Annotated in this window: 15 protein-coding genes and 1 tRNA gene; 3 read left to right on the top strand and 13 right to left on the bottom strand. The window is 70.7% G+C overall.

From position 1 onward, the window contains the following. Positions 1–24 precede the first annotated feature (24 nt). Complete coding sequence (locus tag CJ197_RS06495; protein WP_102235928.1) at positions 25–933, top strand: trimeric intracellular cation channel family protein; 909 nt, start codon at positions 25–27, stop codon at positions 931–933. 16 nt (positions 934–949) lie between these two features. Here the strand turns inward: CJ197_RS06495 and aroD are convergent, their stop codons facing one another. The 6 genes from aroD to polA all read right to left on the bottom strand — a co-directional run bounded on the left by aroD (position 950) and on the right by polA (position 9,609). After that, positions 950–1,726 carry a type I 3-dehydroquinate dehydratase gene (gene aroD, locus CJ197_RS06490; protein ID WP_233190679.1) on the bottom strand — a complete coding sequence of 259 codons (777 nt, stop codon included), beginning with the start codon at positions 1,724–1,726 and terminating at the stop codon, positions 950–952. 73 nt (positions 1,727–1,799) lie between these two features. Next, positions 1,800–2,882 (bottom strand): 3-dehydroquinate synthase, encoded by a 1,083-nt coding sequence (gene aroB / locus CJ197_RS06485; protein WP_102235926.1) that lies wholly within the window; start codon positions 2,880–2,882, stop codon positions 1,800–1,802. Next, the gene (locus tag CJ197_RS06480; RefSeq protein WP_102235925.1) at positions 2,879–3,493 is read right to left on the bottom strand and encodes a shikimate kinase; all 615 of its coding nucleotides are present in this window, start codon (positions 3,491–3,493) and stop codon (positions 2,879–2,881) included. The genes aroB and CJ197_RS06480 overlap by 4 nt, the downstream gene beginning before the upstream one ends. Then, on the bottom strand, positions 3,490–4,734 hold the full coding sequence (aroC, locus tag CJ197_RS06475) for a chorismate synthase (RefSeq protein WP_102235924.1): 1,245 nt from the start codon (positions 4,732–4,734) through the stop codon (positions 3,490–3,492). Before aroC ends, CJ197_RS06480 begins: the two co-directional genes overlap by 4 nt. A 352-nt stretch (positions 4,735–5,086) precedes the next feature. Continuing rightward, complete coding sequence (gene rpsA / locus CJ197_RS06470; RefSeq protein ID WP_102235923.1) at positions 5,087–6,559, bottom strand: 30S ribosomal protein S1; 1,473 nt, start codon at positions 6,557–6,559, stop codon at positions 5,087–5,089. Positions 6,560–6,888: 329 nt separating this feature from the next. Further along, the gene (gene polA / locus CJ197_RS06465; protein ID WP_102235922.1) at positions 6,889–9,609 is read right to left on the bottom strand and encodes a DNA polymerase I; all 2,721 of its coding nucleotides are present in this window, start codon (positions 9,607–9,609) and stop codon (positions 6,889–6,891) included. A gap of 65 nt (positions 9,610–9,674) precedes the next feature. On the opposite strand from polA, the gene CJ197_RS15540 reads away from it, so the two are divergent. Next, positions 9,675–10,241, top strand: coding sequence for a hotdog fold thioesterase (locus CJ197_RS15540; RefSeq protein WP_102235921.1), 567 nt, complete (start codon positions 9,675–9,677; stop codon positions 10,239–10,241). Positions 10,242–10,246: 5 nt separating this feature from the next. Here the strand turns inward: CJ197_RS15540 and CJ197_RS06455 are convergent, their stop codons facing one another. Further along, the gene (locus CJ197_RS06455; protein WP_102235920.1) at positions 10,247–11,626 is read right to left on the bottom strand and encodes an ABC transporter substrate-binding protein; all 1,380 of its coding nucleotides are present in this window, start codon (positions 11,624–11,626) and stop codon (positions 10,247–10,249) included. A 63-nt stretch (positions 11,627–11,689) separates the two neighbouring features. Continuing rightward, positions 11,690–12,349 (bottom strand): ANTAR domain-containing response regulator, encoded by a 660-nt coding sequence (locus CJ197_RS06450; RefSeq protein ID WP_102236008.1) that lies wholly within the window; start codon positions 12,347–12,349, stop codon positions 11,690–11,692. Positions 12,350–12,453: 104 nt separating this feature from the next. Here CJ197_RS06450 and CJ197_RS06445 point away from each other — a divergent pair. Continuing rightward, a tRNA-Leu gene (locus tag CJ197_RS06445) sits at positions 12,454–12,536 on the top strand. Between the two features lie 74 nt (positions 12,537–12,610). Here the strand turns inward: CJ197_RS06445 and pyk are convergent. From pyk to trpC, 5 genes are all read right to left on the bottom strand, one after another. Then, a complete protein-coding gene (pyk, locus tag CJ197_RS06440) occupies positions 12,611–14,080 on the bottom strand; it encodes a pyruvate kinase (RefSeq protein WP_102235919.1) in 1,470 nt (489 codons plus the stop codon). 214 nt (positions 14,081–14,294) lie between these two features. Further along, positions 14,295–15,221 carry a prolipoprotein diacylglyceryl transferase gene (gene lgt, locus CJ197_RS06435; RefSeq protein WP_102235918.1) on the bottom strand — a complete coding sequence of 309 codons (927 nt, stop codon included), beginning with the start codon at positions 15,219–15,221 and terminating at the stop codon, positions 14,295–14,297. 56 nt (positions 15,222–15,277) lie between these two features. Next, positions 15,278–16,114 carry a tryptophan synthase subunit alpha gene (trpA, locus tag CJ197_RS06430; protein WP_102235917.1) on the bottom strand — a complete coding sequence of 279 codons (837 nt, stop codon included), beginning with the start codon at positions 16,112–16,114 and terminating at the stop codon, positions 15,278–15,280. Next, complete coding sequence (trpB, locus tag CJ197_RS06425; RefSeq protein WP_102235916.1) at positions 16,111–17,472, bottom strand: tryptophan synthase subunit beta; 1,362 nt, start codon at positions 17,470–17,472, stop codon at positions 16,111–16,113. The genes trpA and trpB overlap by 4 nt, the downstream gene beginning before the upstream one ends. Then, entirely contained in the window at positions 17,469–18,302 is an 834-nt protein-coding gene (gene trpC, locus CJ197_RS06420) for an indole-3-glycerol phosphate synthase TrpC (RefSeq protein ID WP_102235915.1), read from the bottom strand. Before trpC ends, trpB begins: the two co-directional genes overlap by 4 nt. Positions 18,303–18,312 lie beyond the last annotated feature (10 nt).

Below are 18,312 nucleotides of genomic sequence, written 5' to 3'. Positions count from 1 at the left end.
GCGTGCAGCCACTACCGTGAAGAGGTGGATCCCCTCGACCTGCTGGTGAACAACGACCTGCTGCGCGTGCTGGACCTGCTGGGTGTGTTCATCATGGGCGTGGCCGCGGGGGCGCTGGCCTCCCGCCTGAACTTCGATGCCGTGGGCTTTGCGGTCATCGGCATCGCCGCGGGGCTCGGCGGCGGCCTGGTGCGCGATCTGATCCTCGACTATGGGGTGCCGGCCGCGTTCTCCGGGCCCTGGTATCTCGCCTGCGCGCTCGGCGGGGCGATGTTCACCTTCTTCATCAACGCCGACAGTTCCTGGTGGCGACGCATGATCACCGTCCTGGACATCCTCGCGATGGGCCTGTGGGCAGCGACGGGCACCGCGAAGTCCTTCGGATTCGGCCTCGATGTGCTGCCGGCAGTGCTGCTGGGCGTCACCAGCGCCGTCGGCGGCGGAGTTATCCGCGACGTGCTCGTGGGACGGATCCCCGCGATCTTCGGCGGCGGGCCGCTGTACGCCACGGGCGCCCTCATCACCGCCCTGCTGACCTGGGGTGTGTTAGGGCTGCAGCTCCCCTCGGCCACGGTGCTCATCGCGGTGGCGGCCGGTTCGCTGCTCGCCGGGGTGGCGGCCTGGCGGCGCTGGAGCCTGCCCGCCCACAGCGAATGGCAGGTCACCATGTCCGCCACCCAGCTCAAACGGCTGGTGCGTCGGACCCGACGGGACGAGCGCCACCGTGTGGCCCTGGAGACCGGGGCGATCCCGGTGGTCGATGCGACCGTCGATGACCTCGCCGAAGATACCGTGACCTGGGATGAGGACGCGATGGATTTCGAAGACCGCGTGTTCCATGAGGATGACCCGGTGGTGGGCCTGGACGAGGAACCGTCCCCAGAGCGCGAGGAGGGGGACGACCCCGAGGCGGGGCAGACGGCACCCCGCTGAGTCCCCACGGTCCTGCTCAGGGCCGCAGCAGCTCCAGCATTCGCGCCACATCCGCGACGTCGAGCTGACCGGGCGCGGATGCCTCCCCCACCTGGGCGAACGTCGCGGCGGAGCCGAAGGTCTCCGCAGCCACGCGGCTGACCGCTCCGAGCGTCCCCATGGAGATCGCGATGTGGGGGCCCTCCCCGTCGGCGGCGATCTCACTGCTTGCGGCGAGCAGGGTCAGCACCTCTTCCGGGCTGCGCGGCGTCACCGCGATCTTCGGGATGTCCGCACCGCGACGCCGCTGCTCTCGCAGGATCCGCGTGATCTCTCCGAGGGGCGGGGTGGCGTGGAAGTCATGGAAGGAGCCGACGACGGGGATGTGCCGTGCATGCGCTGCCGCGATCACCTGCGCAACCGTCTCAGCGCCGCGGGCCGTCTCGATATCGACCAGATCTACGAGGGCCTCATCCTGCGCCGTGCTGGCCTCAATGAGAGCGCACAGCAGCGCGGAAAGCTCACCGTCGGGCAACTCCCGCTGCCCGCCTTCCGCGGCGGTGCGCACCGTGACCAGCAGCGCCCGCTCCTCCCCCATCTGTGCGCGCAGCTGCGGCAGCATCGCGAGCACCCGTTCTCGATGCTCCGCAGCATCGGCCTGCGGTGCGAAGCAGTCCACCCGCCATTCCAGGATCCGCGCGGGGCTCGCACAAGTGGCAATAGCCTGCGCGCGCAGCGCGTCGTCGTCGGCTCCCACCAACGGGACGATGATCTGAGGGCGCCCGGCACCGAGCTCGAGACCGCGGACGCTCACGGCTGTGTTCCTGCGGTCCGCGGCGGTGGGCACAGCCGCTGTGGGAGTGGAACGGGCGGTCATAGCGCTCCGATCAGTCCGCGGTGACCGCGGCATAGGCGGCCAGCAGCAGCGCCGGATCCGGTCCCTCGAGCCGCGTGACGGCTCCAATGCGGTCCAGCACCACGAAGCGCAGCAGTCCGGCGCGTGTTTTCTTGTCCCGCTTCATGGCGTCCTCGAGCTTGGGCCACTGGCGATCCCGATACGTGGTGGGCAGCCCTAGGGAGGTGAGGACCGCCCGGTGCCGGTCCACCTCCGTCTCGGAGAGCTTTCCGGCCAGGTGGGACAGCTCCGCGGCGAACATCATGCCCACCGCGACGGCGGCGCCGTGGCGCCACTGGTAGCGCTCATTGCGCTCGATCGCGTGCGCGAGGGTGTGGCCGTAGTTGAGGATCTCGCGCTGCCCCGACTCCTTGAGATCCGCGGAGACCACCTCGGCCTTTACACGGATCGCCCGCTCGATCACCTCGCGGAACGCCGCGCTGGTGACGTCCAGGACTGCTGCCGGGTCCTCCTCGACAAGCTCGAGAATCCGCTCATCGGCGATGAAACCGGTCTTGACCGCCTCGGCGAGGCCCGCCGCGATGTCGTTCCCGCCGAGCCCGGCGAGGACGTCGAGATCCGCGAGAACCGCGATCGGCGGGTGGAAAGCACCCACCAGGTTCTTGCCCTCGGCCGTGTTGATGCCGGTCTTCCCACCCACCGCGGCATCGACCATCGCCGCCACGGTGGTGGGGATCTGCAGCACGTCCACGCCGCGCAGCCAGGTCGCCGCGACGAAACCGGCCAGGTCCGTGGCGGCGCCGCCGCCGAGGCCCACGACGAGATCCTGCCGGCCCAGGCCCGCCTGGCCGCAGACACCCCACAGGAACCCGGCGACCTGCGCGGTCTTGGCTTCCTCTCCATCGGGCACCTCGGCGGCGAAGGCCTCCCGGCCGGTGTCCGCGATCGCGGCGCGCACCTGCTCGGCGACGTCCCGCAGGCTCGGCTGGTGGATGATCAGGATCTTGCGGGCGCGATCGGGAATGGCTGCAGGCACCTGGCCCAGCAGGCCGCGGCCCACCTGCACGTCATAGCCGCCGGTGGGGGTGGTCACGGGGATGGTGGTGATGCTCACGATGTCTCCTCCTCGTGGCTGGGCGTGATACGGAGCCCGGTCGTGGGGTCGCTGTTGGGCTCGGGGCGGTGGTCGGCGCTGTGCTTTTGAGCGGGTGCGGTGCTGCGGCCCATGGTCTCGATGATCGCCCGGGTCACGGCGGAGGCCGCGCCGTGGCCGGCATCGACCCGCCAGCGGGCCAGCTTTCGGTGCACGGGGTCGCGCTGGGCAGCGAGCTCGCGCCAGCGGGCCATGGGATCGGGGCCGGTCAGCATGGGGCGGCCGCGGCCGTGACCGATCCGCCGGCGGGCAGTGCGCTCGTCGACGTCGAGCCACACCACGGGGTGTCCGGCCAGCAGTGTCTGGGAGCGCGGGTCCATGGCCGCTCCCCCGCCGAGGGCGAGCACCCCGGGGCATTCCTGCAGTGCACGCTCCAAGGCAGCATGCTCGATCTCTCGGAAGGCCTGCTCTCCATCGACCGCGAAGATCTCGGGGATGCGCCGGCCCTGCTGCTGTTCGATGAGATGGTCGAGGTCCGTGAAGGGGATCTGGAGGCGGCGGGAGAGCTCCCGGCCCACGCTCGTCTTCCCTGCTCCCATGAGCCCCAGCAGGATGATCTGGGGGCCGTTCACGAGGCGGGCGCTTCGCCGGGGCCGACGATGCGGCGCTGGCGCTGGACGGTCGCGGCGAGGTGCTCGCGGATCTCGGCGACGCTGTCACCGCCGGTCTTCTCCAGCAGCGCGTCAGCCAGGGTCAGGGCCACGACAGCCTCGGCGATCACAGCAGCGGGAGCCACGGCGCAGGTGTCCGAGCGCTGGTGGTTGGCGCTCGCCTGCTCACCGGTGGCGACGTCGATGGTGCGCAGGGCGCGCGGCACGGTGGAGATCGGCTTCAAGGCGCCGCGCACGCGGATCACCTGCCCGTTGCTGATGCCGCCTTCGATGCCCCCGGCTCGGTTGGCTGCGCGGGCAGTGCCGAGCTCCGCGGCCGGATCGGCAAGGATCTCATCGTGCGCCACAGAGCCGCGTCGAGCCGCGGTCGCGAAACCGTCGCCGATCTCCACGCCCTTCATCGCCTGGATCGACATGATCGCCTGGGCGAGACGGCCGTCCAGGCGCCGGTCCCACTGCGTGTGGGATCCCAGGCCCACGGGCACCCCGTACGCGAGGACCTCGACCACGCCGCCGAGGGTGTCGCCGTCGGCTTTCGCCGCGTCGACCTCCTGCACCATGGCCGGGGAGGTGGCGGCATCGAAGCACCGCAGCGGGTCCTCATCCAGGCGCGGAGCATCATCCGGGGTGGGCAGCGCAGCATCCTCCGGCACCCGCACCGCGCCGACGGACAGGGTGTGGGAGACCAGGCGAATCCCAGCGGCCTGCTCGAGCAGGGCGGCGGCGATGCGTCCGGCGACCACGCGAGCGGCGGTCTCGCGGGCGCTCGCCCGCTCCAGCACGGGGCGTGCCTCGGTGAGGTCGTACTTCAGCATCCCGGCGAGGTCCGCATGGCCGGGGCGCGGGCGGGTCAGCGGGCGGTTACGGGCGATCTCCCGCTCATCCCCGGTACCGGCGTCGATCAGCAGGTCCTCCGGCGGCACCGGATCGGCGCTCATGACCTTCTCCCATTTGGGCCACTCCGAGTTCGCGATCTCAATGGCGAGGGGGGAGCCGATGGTCCTGCCGTGGCGCAGGCCGCCGTGGATGCCGATGACGTCCTGCTCGAACTTCTGGCGGCTGCCGCGGCCGTGCCCCAGGCGCCGACGGGCGAGGGCCTGTCGAAGGTCCTCGCTGGTCAGCTCGATGCCGGAGGGGACGCCGTCGAGCAGAGAGATGAGGGAGGGGCCGTGGGATTCCCCGGCCGTGAGCCAGCGCAACATGCCCCCGATCCTCTCACGCTCCCGCCCTGGCCTGCGGCCCCGTCCCGCACCCCGAGCCCTGCGCCACGTGACCAGTGCCCGCAGCGGGCCCCGCGCCCCGTGACGTGCGCGTCGCGCTGTCCTCCACAGCGCGCTGTCCTCCCCGCGCTTGCTCTCCCACGCGCTGTTTTCCACGACGCGCTTCTCTCCACGACGCGTTCTCTGGTGTTCCGGACCAGTTTTGGTACACAGGGCGCCAGAACGCGCAGAGGGGAGTGAGTGAGGGGCGCCCCAAGACAGCTCTGCGGCCCGGCCCCTGGGTGGGGGCCGGGCCGCAGCGGGATGCTCAGGGAGCGATCAGTCGGCGCTCAGATCAGTTGCCGGTGAGCTTGGCGCGCAGGGCCGCCAGCGCCTCATCAGAGGCCAGGGTGCCCTCGTCCGAGGAGCTCGACTGGTAGGAGGCCTGCGTGGGCGCGGACTGGCCACCACCGGCCGGGGCCGGAGCGTTCGCGGACTCCTCATCGGCCTTGATGGCCTCGGCGACCTGGGCCTTGTGAGCGGTCCAGCGCTCGTAGGCGGCCGCGTACTGGGCCTCCCACTCCTCGCGCTGCGCCTCGTAGCCCTCGAGCCACTCGTTGCTCTCCGGGTCGAAGCCCTCGGGGTACTTGTACTCGCCGTTGGCGTCGTACTCCGCGGCCATGCCGTACAGGGCCGGATCGAAGGTGGTGTCGTCGCCCTCGGGGTCCACGCCCTCGTTCGCCTGCTTGAGCGACAGAGAGATGCGGCGACGCTCGAGGTCGATGTCGATGACCTTGACGAACACGTCCTGATCCACGGTGACGACCTGCTCGGGCAGATCCACGTGGCGCTGGGCCAGCTCGGAGATGTGCACCAGGCCCTCGATGCCGTCCTCGACGCGCACGAACGCACCGAAGGGCACGAGCTTGGTGACCTTGCCCGGGACGACCTCGCCGATGGCGTGGGTGCGGGCGAACAGCTGCCAGGGGTCCTCCTGGGTGGCCTTCAGGGACAGGGAAACGCGCTCGCGGTCCATGTCGACGTCGAGCACCTCGACGCTGACCTGCTGGCCCACCTCGACGACCTCAGACGGGTGGTCGATGTGCTTCCAGGACAGCTCGGAGACGTGCACCAGGCCGTCCACGCCGCCGAGGTCCACGAAGGCACCGAAGTTGACGATCGAGGAGACGACGCCGTCGCGCTTCTGGCCCTTCTGCAGGGTCTGCAGGAAGTCGGAGCGGACCGCGGACTGGGTCTCCTCGAGGTAGGCGCGGCGGGAGAGGACCACGTTGTTGCGGTTCTTGTCCAGCTCGATGATCTTGGCCTCGATCTCCTGGCCCACGTAGGGCTGCAGGTCGCGCACGCGGCGCATCTCCACCAGGGAGGCGGGGAGGAAGCCGCGCAGGCCGATGTCCACGATGAGGCCGCCCTTGACGACCTCGATGACGCGACCGGTGACGACGCCGTCGTCTTCCTTGATCTGCTCGATCGAGCCCCAGGCGCGCTCGTACTGGGCGCGCTTCTTGGACAGGATCAGGCGGCCTTCCTTGTCCTCCTTCTGGAGGACCAGGGCCTCGATCTCGTCGCCGACCTCGACCACCTCACCGGGGTCGACGTCGTGCTTGATGGACAGCTCGCGCGAGGGGATGACGCCCTCGGTCTTGTAGCCGATGTCCAGGAGGACCTCGTCGTGATCGACCTTCACCACAGTGCCCTCGACGATGTCGCCATCGTTGAAGTACTTGATGGTGGCATCGATGGCGGCCATGAGATCGTCGGCGCCGCCGATGTCGTTGATGGCGATCTGGGGGGTCGTGGTGTCGGTCATGTAGGTAAGGACTCCGTCGGGACAGGAAATGAGTAGGGTCAATGGACGTGCAGGCCCGGAGGGCCGACCGGCGCCAGGGCGCACGGGGGCGCACTCGCAACAGGCCGTTGGTCAGCCTACCAGGGGTGCCCTGCCCATGCGAGGCCTCGGGGCCGATGGGGACGACGCCGCGGTGTGAGATCCGTCCCGGTCGCGGGCCCTAGGCCGCTGCGCCCTCGAATCAGCCTGATCAGGCCGAGCCCACGCGAGGTGCGGACTCCGTTGTCGCGGGGACCCAGATGGCATGGGCTCAGTGCCGCAGCGACGTCGTGGCTAAGGGCCTACCTGTTTCAGTGCGCGGCCTCGAGCCAGCTGCGACCCACCCCCACGCCCACCTCGAGCGGAACCCGCAGCTCGTACGCCGAGCCCATCGACTCCTCGACGATCTTCCGCACCTGATCCAGCTCCCCGGGAGCCACCTCGAGCACGAGCTCGTCATGGACCTGCAGCAGCATGCGGCTGCTCAGCTCGGCCTCGCGCAGACGCTGCTCGACGGCGAGCATCGCGAGCTTGATGATGTCGGCGGCGCTGCCCTGGATCGGGGAGTTCAGCGCGACCCGCTCGGCATTCTCGCGGCGCTGCCGGTTGTCGCTGGTGAGGTCCGGCAGGTAGCGGCGCCGCCCCAGGATCGTCTCGGTGTAGCCCGTGGAGCGGGCACGCTCGACCGATTCGTGCAGGTAGTCGCGCACCCCGCCGAAGCGCTCGAAGTAGCCGTCGCGCAGCCGCGTGGCCTCCGCCCGGGAGATGCGCAGCTGGCGGGAGAGCCCGAAGGCGCTCAGCCCGTAGGCGAGGCCGTAGGAGACCGCTTTGGTCTTCGACCGCATCGCCGGGTCGACCGCATCGGGGCTGACGTCGAACACACGCGAGGCCACAAAGTTGTGGAGGTCCTCGCCGGAGCGGAAGGCCTCGATGAGCCCCTCGTCCTGGGACAGGTGCGCCATGATGCGCATCTCGATTTGGGAATAGTCGGCGGTGAGCAGCGACTCATAGCCCCGGCCGGCCACGAACACGCCGCGGATCCGGCGGCCCTCCTCGGTGCGCACCGGGATGTTCTGGAGGTTCGGGTCGGTGGAGGCCAGACGCCCGGTGGCGGCGGCGGTCTGCTGGAAGGTGGTGTGCACCCGCGAGGTCTCATCGACCACCTTGTCGAGGCCCACGAGGTACCCGGTGAGCTTGCTCATCTCCCGGAAGCGCAGCAGCCAGGCGAGGAAGCGGTGCCCGGCGCTCTCCGGCTCGAGGGTCTCCATCAGGTCGGTCAGCGACTCCGCATCCGTGGAGTGACCGGAGGAGATCTTGCGGGTGGTGGGCAGGCGCAGGGTCTCGAACAGCACCACCTGCAGCTGCTTGGGGGACGCGAGGTTGACCTCCTCCCCCACGATCTCACCGGCCTCGCGGCGGGCCTGCGCGACGAACCCCTCGAACTCCTCACGCAGTGCCGCGAGCGCTTGGGTGTCGATCGCGATGCCGCGCTCGTGCATCGTCTCGAGCACCCTCTGCAGGGGCCGCTCGAGGTCATCGAGCAGTTCGCGCGCCCAGGCCGCGTCGCCGAGCTGCGCATCGAGCGCCGCGGCGGCCGGGTGCAGGGCGGCGGAGGACTGGGCGAGCCGGGCCCCAGCCCGGTCGATGTGCTCGGCGCGCTGCTCAGCGGTCTCCTTCTTGAGGGTGGTGGCGGCCGGCTTGCGAGGGCGCGGCTCGAAGCTCGCCCCTCCCAGGTCTGTACCGATCGCCTCGGCGTCGTAGCTGCGCGCCCCGGGGCGCAGTACAAAAGCTTCGAGCGCCAGATCGCGCAGGGGCGCCTCGGGATCCAGCGGGTAGCCGTTCTCCTGCAGCCACTGCCGCACGGCAGGGACATCGGCCATGAGCAGCTGGGGTGCAGCGGCCAGGGCGTCCGCGAGAGCGGTCGAGGTGTCGGAGTCCAGCTCAGCCAGCGCCACCCAGCCGCGGGCGGTCTCACTCGCCAGCCCCAGCAGGGGGCCGCCGCGCACATCGTCCGCACCGTCGACGGCGAGCACGCCACCCCCGTCGAGCAGCTGCGCGAGCTCTTCCGCGCCGGTGACCTGGAGGACCTCGGCCTCCTGCGCGAGGGTCTCCTGCTCGGCCTCGGCGAGGCTCTCGCCCAGCAGGGCGGCCGGCAGGTCGCGGCGGATCGTATCGCCGAAGGCGAGGTCGTCGAAGACCTCGAGCACGCGGGTGCGGTCGCCGTGCCCCAGCTCGTAATGCGCGGGATCAGTGGGCAGGTCGAGGTCCGTCACCGCGGCGTTCATCTGCCGGTTCCGGCGCACGGCCTCGAGGTTGTCCCGCAGGGACTGGCCGGCCTTGCCGCGGATCTCGTCGGCGCTCTCGAGCAGGGTCTCCAGGTCGCCGTGCTGGGTGAGCCATTTCGCGGCCGTCTTGGGGCCCACCCCGGGCACGCCAGGGAGGTTGTCGGCGCTCTCCCCCACCAGGGCGGCGAGCTCCGGGTACTGCTCCGGCGGGACGCCGTACTTCTCCTGGATCGCGGCGGGGTCCATGCGGCGCATCTCGGTGACGCCCTTGACGGGCTGCAGGAGGGTGACCTGCTGGCCCACCAGCTGAATGGCATCACGGTCGGAGGAGACGATGAAGGTCTCGTGGCCGTCGCCCTCCGCGCGGGTGGCGAGGGTGGCGATGATGTCGTCGGCCTCGTAGTCCTCGTAGGTCAGCCAGCGCACCCCGAGGGCGTCCAGGACCTTCTGGATCAGGTCGATCTGGCCGTGGAAGGCCTCGGGGGTCTCCTCGCGCCCGCCTTTGTACTGGTCGTAGATGCGGTCGCGGAAGGTCCCGCCCGGCAGGTCGAAGGCGACCGCGAGGTGGGTGGGCCGCACGGAGGCCACCACGTTGATGATCATGCGGGTGAAGCCGTACACCGCGTTGGTGGCCTGGCCACGGCCGTCGCTGAACCCGTCGGCGGGCAGCGCGAAGAAGGCGCGGAAGGCCATCGCATGGCCGTCGATCAGCAGCAGGCGCATCTCATCGGGGTCGCTCGCAGTCATGCTGGCCATCCTCCCATGCCCGGTGCGCGGCGCAGGGGTCCGACGGGGCATGAGATCCTGCCGGCATGCCGAACTCCGATGCCCACCACGCTTCCTCCAGCAACCCCGCAGACGCCACCGAGGCCACCGCTGCTGCCCCCGATGCGCCGACGACCGGCGCCGCTGCCGCGCCCCACCGCACCACGGGAGCCGCTGCCGCGGCGAGCCCGGAAGAGCTCACGGCGCTGCAGGCGCAGTGGGCGCCGCTGCTCGAGGACACCCTGGTGGAGCGCTGCGGAATGCAGGTGCTGTCCCTCGGGGCCGATGGGGGCGTGATGACGATGCCGGTGGCAGGGAACACGCAGCCGGCCGGGCTGCTGCACGGTGGGGCGACGATCGCACTGGCCGAGACCGTCGCCTCGCTCGCCGCGACCCTGCACGCCCGCGCGGTCCACGGTGAGGGTGCCCATGCCGTCGGCACCTCCGTCTCGGCGCTGCATCATCGCTCGGCCCGCCAGGGCGAGGTGCGCGCCACCTGCACGGCACGGCAGCTGGGCGGAAAGGTCGCCTCCTACCTCGTGGATGTGCACGATGAGGCGGGGGTGCTGATCAGCACGGTGACGGTCTCGACGATGCTGCTCGCCCCGCGCTGAGCCGGTCAGGCGCCGGGATCCTCGAATCCCGTGGCGTTGCCCGGCGCGAGGACGTTCGCCTCGGTCCAGCTGTACTCGCGCAGCTCGCCGGTGCGGATATCGGCCTGCGGGCCCAGCTCCACGGTCCCCATCCGCCCGTTGTAGGCGATGGTGGTGCGGTCCTTGCCGGACAGGCCCTGGCGCAGGTGGCTGCGGCACATCTCGTAATCCGTGCATTTCTCACTGCCTGTGAGGATGGCCGGCAGGCCGGCTGCGATCGCCGTGCCCTCCACGGACAGCGCATGCTGCGCGGCCAGACAGATCATCATCACGGCGTCATAGCCGTGCTGGGAGTAGCCGTAGCCGGTGCGCAGGAACTCCCTGCTCTGGCGCAGCATCATGTTCTCGTGGTCGGCGGTCAGCGCCGCCCCCGGCTCGAAGGCGGTTGCCTTGGTCAGACACTCCGGGGCGAGGTCCTTCGCGATCGGCTCGCGGGAGAAGTCGATCACAGAGCCCGGGGACAGGCGCGTGGGGATCTCGATCTTCGGGCGCTGCCCCTCATCGAGAGTGGCCTTGTACAGGGCGGAGAGGAACGGCGCAGCCTCGGCCCCGCCGTTGAGCACCAGCAGCGCCGGCGGCTTCTTGAGCACCTTCTTGACCCGCGCACCCACGTCGCCGAAATCGCCGGGGGCGTAGAACTGCTCGGAGACGAGCTTGCCGTTGTTGGGCTGCAGCCGCTGCTGCAGCTCATAGGCGAGGCTGCGGCCCTGGGCGGTGTCCTCGGAGATCAGCGCGACATTCCCGGCGGTCCCCCCGCGGTCACCACCGCCGTCCAGCGCCATCTCCGCGTACCACGCGGCGAGGGTGCGCTCATTGGGAGACAGGCGCACCAGGAGGTTCGCGGTCTGCACCTCGGCGTCACGCACCGTCATCCCGGAGCTCATGAGATCCACGACGGCCATGCCCCGCTCGACGAAGGTGGGCATCGCGCCGATCAGTGATTCTTCGTCGATGCTCGTGATGACGACGGTCGCGCCCCGGTCGGCGAGGTCCTCGATGATCGGGGCGAGATCCTGCCCGGGCTCGGTCATCACCTCGCGGCCCAGGATCGAGATCTCGTTGCCGAACAGCCCCTTCCATCGGGAGTTGACGTCGATGCGGGCCTCGTCGATCGCGATGCGGATGGCGTCCTCGGCCTTGCCCATCCGGCCATAGCTCGCGCCGATCTGGCCGATCACCAAGGTGGCGTCCGGCTCCTCGAGTTTCGTCGGCTCCGGTGCGGTGGTGGTCGTCCGACGGCGACCGCCGCGGCCGCGCACCGGCATGTTCCCGCAGGCGCTCAACAGTCCAGCACCCAGCACACCGACGCCGAGCGAGCGCACGAGGTCACGTCGCCTGACCGTCATCCGCTCTCCCCTCCCCGCGCGCGCCGCAGGTCTCCGCTCGGAGCCGCGATGCGCCGTACGTCCTCAGTCCTTGGTCTGCCCCAGCTGGTCGATCACCGCATCGGCGACCTCACGCATGGTCAGACGGCGGTCCATCGACGTCTTCTGGATCCACCGGAAGGCCTCGGGTTCGGTCAGCCCCATGTTGGTCTGCAGCAGGCCCTTGGCGCGGTCCACCCGCTTACGGGTCTCGAAGCGCTCACCGAGATCCTGGATCTCGGCCTCCAGCTGGGTGATCTGCTGGTAGCGGGAGATCGCGATCTCCACCGCGGGCAGCAGGTCGGCGGGGGTGAAGGGCTTGACCACGTAGGCCATCGCACCGGCATCGCGGGCGCGTTCGACCAGCTCGGCCTGCGAGAAGGCGGTGAGCATGACCACCGGGGCGAGGTTCTCCTCGCCGATCCGCTCGGCGGCGGTGACCCCGTCGGCCTGCGGCATCTTCACGTCCATCACCACAACATCGGGACGCAGCTCCCGGGTCTTGGCCACGGCGCTCTCCCCGTCGCCGACCGCGGCGACGACCTCGTAGCCGGCCTCGGTGAGGGTCTCGACGATGTCCATGCGGATCAGGCTCTCGTCCTCCGCGACCACGGCGGTGCGGTGGACGGGCGCCTCGGAGACAGCCTCGGGGGCGTCCTCGGGGGCAGCGGAGTCGTCGGGAAGGGGTGCGGTGTTGTCGGTCATGTCGCCCTGTACGTCATAGGGGTCCGGTCGCAGGTGCCGGGCACCCGCGGCGAGGACCATACGGTCATCAGCGGTATCCTAGTCCAGCCCACCGTGGTGGGATGGCCGGGTTGGCGGAATGGTAGACGCGGCGCACTCAAAATGCGCTGTCCGCGAGGGCGTGCGGGTTCGAGTCCCGCACCCGGCACCGCCCCCTCCGGGGACGACGGCGCCTCGCCCCCATGGTGGGGGCGAGGCGCCGTCGTCTGTGCGCCTGCGCGATCAGCCCTGCGGGCCCGAGGCGATGGAGTCGGCCTCCATGCGCGCGGACTCGGTGCCGTCGAGGTCACCGATGCGGTGCACGCGCAGCGAGTTGGTGGAGCCGTGGACGCCGGGGGGCGAACCGGCCGCGATCACCACGAGGTCGTTCTTCTGCAGGCCCTTGTGCTCGCGCAGCAGCTCGTCGACCACGCGGACCATCGCGTCGGTGTCCTTCTGCATGGGCACCAGGTGCGCCTCGATGCCCCAGGTGAGGCCGAGCTGGCGGGCGACCTCGGGGTACGGGGTCATCGCCAGCAGCGGGATGGTAGGGCGCAGGCGGGCCAGCCGGCGCGCGGTGTCCCCGGACTCGGTGAAGGTCACGAGGTACTGGGCGGAGAGCTGGTCGCCGATCTCGGCCGCCGCGCGGGTGATAGCACCGCCGCGGGTATGCGGAATGGTGCCCAGCGGCAGGATGCGATCCGCACCGTTCTCCTCGGTGTTGGTGACGATGCGGGCCATGGTGCGCACGGCCTCGAAGGGGTAGGAGCCCACGCTCGTCTCGCCGGAGAGCATGACCGCATCGGCGCCGTCGAGAATCGCGTTGGCGCAGTCCGAGGCCTCCGCACGGGTGGGGCGCGGGTTGGTGATCATCGACTCGAGCACCTGGGTGGCGACGATGACGGGCTTGGCGTTGCGGCGGGCCAGTTCGATGGCGCGCTTCTGCACCAGCGGCACCTGCTCGAGCGGCAGCTCCACACCGAGGTCGCCGCGAGCGACCATGATGCCGTCGAACGCGCCGACGATGGAGCGCAGAGCACGCACGGCCTGCGGCTTCTCGATCTTCGCGATGACGGGGACGCGGCGGCCCTCCTCATGCATGATGCGCAGCACGTCGTCCATGTCGTGGGCGTCGCGCACGAAGGACAGGGCCACGAGGTCGCAGCCCAGACCCAGGCCGAAGCGGAGGTCCTCGATGTCCTTCTCGCTCATGGCGGGCACGGACACCGCCACGCCCGGCAGGTTGATGCCCTTGTTGTCGGAGACGGGGCCGGGCACCTCGACGACGGTGGTGACCTCGGTCTCGGAGACGTCGGTGACGCGGACCGAGACCTTGCCGTCATCGATCAGGAGCACGTCGCCCGGGCGGCAGTCGCCCGGCAGGCCCTTGAACGTCGTGGAGACGCGCTCGCGGGTGCCCTCGATGTCCTCAGTGGTGATGACGAAGGTCTCGCCGATCTCGAGGTCGTGGGGACCGTCGGCGAACTTGCCCAGGCGGATCTTGGGGCCCTGCAGGTCCACGAGGACAGCCACGTTGCGGCCCAGATCCTCGGCGGCACGACGGATGTTCTCGTACACCGCGGCGTGATCCTCATGGGTGCCGTGGCTGAAGTTCATCCGGGCCACGTTCATGCCGGCCTCGATCAGTGTGCGGATCTGCTCGTAGGTGTTGGTCGCCGGTCCGAGCGTGCAGACGATCTTCGCTTTGCGCATGTCAACCCATCTGTTGTTCCGAAGGCGGGTCGCAGGGCCTCGGCGCCGCGTCGATGCGCGGCCTGCTGCGGGCCCCGCGACATCGCGTGTGCTGCCCCCTAGTGTTTCACACCGAGACGGGTATCTCACCGGGACCCACGGGACGGCACGGCGCAGTGGTCCCAGCAGGCGGTTGGCCCATCAGGTGGTGAGCTCTCCGCGGGCTCAGCGGACCTCAGGTGTCGGAGGTGGGCGGCGCAGGGTCTGTGGGCGGGGTCCCGGACTTCTCGACCTCGTCGTCGGGGCCGTTGCCCGCGGTGTGGGCGGGCAGCGTGAAGGAGCCGTCGGCCGCGCGGACCTCTCCCCCACGGCGTGCGCCGCGCCGGGTCAGCGCCACCACGATCGCGACGCCCACGAGGGCCATGACGATCGCGACCAGCGTGTGGATGCGCAGCGGTCCGACCATGAGCACGGGCTCGGAACGGATCGCGTCGATCCCCGCGCGGCCGGTCGAATACAGCGCCACGTACAGCCAGAACACACGGCCGCCGCCCAGGCGGAAGCGGCGCTCCAGAAGCAACAGCACAGCGAGGGCCGCGAGGTTCCACAGCTGCTCGTACAGGAAGGTGGGATGGTAGGTGCCCGGGGTGCAGCCGCCGATGGTCACGCCGTTGGTTACGCACGTGACGTCCCAGGCCCACCAGGCATCCAAGGGCGGGCCGTACAGCTCTTGGTTGAACCAGTTGCCGAAGCGGCCGATCACCTGGGCGATCAGCAGGGTGGGGGCGATGGTGTCCGCAAGCGCGGTGAAGGACACGCCCTTGATGCGCGCCATGATCCACACCGCGAGGGCACCACCGGCGACGGCGCCGTAGATCGCGAGGCCTCCCTGCCAGATGTACAGGGCGGACAGCGGGTCGCCGTCGGGTCCGAAGAACGGGGCGGGGCTGGTCAGGACATGCCAGATGCGGGCCCCGATGATCCCGGCGATCACAGCGGCGAAGACGATGTCGAACATCGTGTCACCGTCGCCGCCGCGGCGCTCCCAGCGTTTTGTGGCCCACCACAGGGCCACCCCGATGCCGGTGAGGATGCACAGGGCATAGAAGTGGATCGTGAGCGGTCCGAGGGAGAGCGCGGAGATCGAAGGACTGGGGATCATGCGCGCGCTCCTTGCTTCGCCGGTGCCATCAGGGGGGTCATCGCTGCCGTGTCCGCTCAGGCGCGGGCGCGCTCGACGCCGGAACGCAGATCCTGCGCGACCGCGGCGAGGGCGCTGCGGGCTCCGGCGGGATCGTGAGCGTGCTCCAGCAGGGTGCGCACGAAGGCGGAGCCGACGATCACTCCGTCAGCGTAGGCGCCGACCTGCGCGGCCTGCTCACCGTTCGAGACACCGAGACCCACGCAGACGTTGCGGGCTCCGGCCTCGCGGGTGCGGGCGACAAGGCCCTCGGTGGCCGCGGAGACGCTCGCGCGGGTGCCGGTTACGCCCATCGTGCTGGCGGCGTAGACGAAGCCGGTGGTGTGGGAGACGACGTGCACGAGGCGATCGCGCGGTGAGCTGGGGGCGACCAGGAAGATGCGGTCCACCTGGTGCTGTTCGCTCGCGGCGATCCACTCCCCCGCCTCATCGGGGATGAGATCCGGGGTGATGACGCCCGCACCGCCGGCGGCGGCGAGGTCGCGGGCGAAGGCCTGAGGGCCATAGGCGAGCACGGGGTTCCAGTAGCTCATGACGGCGATCGCGGCGCCGCGTCCGGCGAGGGCCTTGACGGCCTGCAGGACCTGGCCGGTGCGGGTGCCGCCCGCGAGCGCTGCCGCGGCGGCTTCCTGGATGACGGGACCGTCCATGACGGGATCGGAGTAGGGAAGGCCCAGCTCGATCATGTCGGCGCCGTGGTCGATGAGGGTCTTCGCGGCGTCGATCGACCCCTCGAGGTCCGGGTAGCCGACGGGCAGGTAGGCGATCAGGGCGGCGCGGTTCTCGCCGCGAGCGCGCTCGAGCACCTCTCCGGTGCGCAGGCGGGCGGTCTCGGCGGCGCTGGCGGGGCTCATCGCGTCTCCTCGGGGGTCGGGGTGCCGGTGGTGCGGGCGGCCTCCCGCAGGGCGGCGAGGTCACCGCGGGCGGGGTCATCGCCGACGAGGCCGAACCAGCGTGAGGCGGTGTCCACGTCCTTGTCGCCGCGCCCGGAGAGGCTCACGAGGATGATGGCGTCCTCCCCGAGCTCGCGGCCGAGCTCGAGAGCCCCGGCCAGGGCGTGCGCGGACTCGATCGCGGGCATGATGCCCTCGGTCATGGACAGCAGCGCGAAGGCGTCCATGGCGGGGCCGTCGTCGATCGCCCGGTACTCGGCGCGGCCGGTGTCGGCCAGCCACGCATGCTCGGGGCCGACGCTGGGGTAGTCCAGGCCCGCGGAGACGGAATGGGATTCGATGGTCTGTCCGTCCTGGTCCTGCATGACGAAGCTGCGAGCGCCGTGCAGCACGCCGGGGGATCCGCCGGTGATGGTGGCGCTGTGGCGGCCGCTGGCGATGCCGTCTCCCCCGGCCTCGCAGCCCAGCAGCCGCACCTCGGCGTCATCGAGGAAGGCGTGGAAGATGCCCATCGCGTTGGAGCCCCCGCCCACGCACGCCACCACGGCATCCGGCAGGCGGCCGGTGCGCTCGAGGGTCTGGGCGCGAGCCTCTTCGCCGATGATGCGGTGGAAGTCGCGGACCATCTGCGGGAACGGATGCGGTCCGGCGACGGTGCCCAGCAGGTAGTGGGTGGTCTCGACGTTCGCAACCCAGTCGCGGAACGCCTCGTTGATGGCGTCCTTGAGGGTGCGCGAGCCCTGCGTCACAGGCACCACCTCGGCACCCAGCAGGCGCATGCGCGCCACGTTGAGGGCCTGCCGCTGGGTGTCCTCCTCGCCCATGTACACGGTGCAGTCCAGGCCCAGCAGAGCGGCGGCGGTCGCGGTCGCGACACCGTGCTGGCCGGCCCCGGTCTCAGCGATCAGGCGGGTCTTGCCCATGCGCTGAGTGAGCAGGGCCTGGCCCAGGACATTGTTGATCTTGTGGGAGCCGGTGTGGTTGAGGTCCTCGCGCTTGAGCAGCACGCGGGCGCCGCCGGCCAGGCGGGAGAAACGCGGGACGTCGGTGAGCAGGGAGGGACGGCCGGTGTACTCGCGGGCCAGGGTGCGCAGCTGGGCGGTGAACTCGGGGTCCACCACGGCCTTCTCGTACACCTCGGTGAGCTCATCGAGGGCCGGCACGAGTGCCTCGGGCAGGAAGCGTCCGCCGAAGTCACCGAAGTAGGGCCCGGTGTGGGCGCGCAGCGGCGTGGTGGGTGCGGTGAGATCCAGCAGTGCCTCGCCCGGGGTGGGGTCAGCGGCAGCGGGATCGGTGGGCTGGGGGGTGGGCGCGCTCATGCGCGGGCTCCTTCCTGCGAGGCGCGGCCGCGGCGGGGGACGGTGCGGAAAGCACGGACCGCGGCGGCGGGGTCACCGGAGGTCACGAGGGCTTCGCCCACCAGGACGGCGTCAGCGCCGGCCGCGGCGTAGGACTGAACGTCGGTGATGTCCGCGACGGCGGATTCGCCGATCGCGAGGGGACCGGCGGGGATGCGGGCCAGCAGTCCCGCTGCGCGGTCCAGGTCCACCGTGAGGTCCTTGAGGTTGCGGGCGTTCACGCCCACGATCGCGGGATCGAGGGCGAGAGCCCGTTCGAGCTCCTCCTCGGTGTGGGTCTCCACCAGGGCATGCATCCCCAGCTCCCGGGTGAGGGCGAACAGCTCGCGCAGCAGCGGATCTTCGAGGGCCGCGACGATCAGCAGCACGAGGTCGGCGCCGTGGGCGCGGGCCTCATGCACCTGGTAGGGCTCGACGACGAAGTCCTTGCGCAGCACAGGCACGTCAACGCGCGAGCGCACGGCGTCGAGGTCGGCGAGGGTGCCGCGGAAGCGCCGCTGCTCGGTCAGGACGCTGATGGCGCTCGCGCCGGCATCGGCGTAGGTGGCGGCCAGCTGGGCGGGCTCGGGGATCTCCGCGAGGGCGCCCTTGGAGGGGCTCGAGCGCTTGACCTCGGCGATCAGTCCCATGGTGCTGCCATCCCCGGCGAGGTGGGCGCGGGCGTCCAGGGCGGGGGCGGCCTCCTGGGCGAGGCGGATGATCTGGGGCTCGTCGATCGTGGCGCGGCGGGCGGCGAGGTCCTCGCGCACTCCGGCGATGATGTCGTCGAGCACGGTTCCGGTGGTTCTCACGCGGTCCTCC

The organism is Brachybacterium sp. UMB0905, from assembly GCF_002871795.1.
Taxonomy (GTDB): Bacteria; Actinomycetota; Actinomycetes; order Actinomycetales; family Dermabacteraceae; genus Brachybacterium.
Note: the sequence above shows the minus strand (reverse complement) of the source record. Positions and strands in the feature narration are given on the sequence as shown.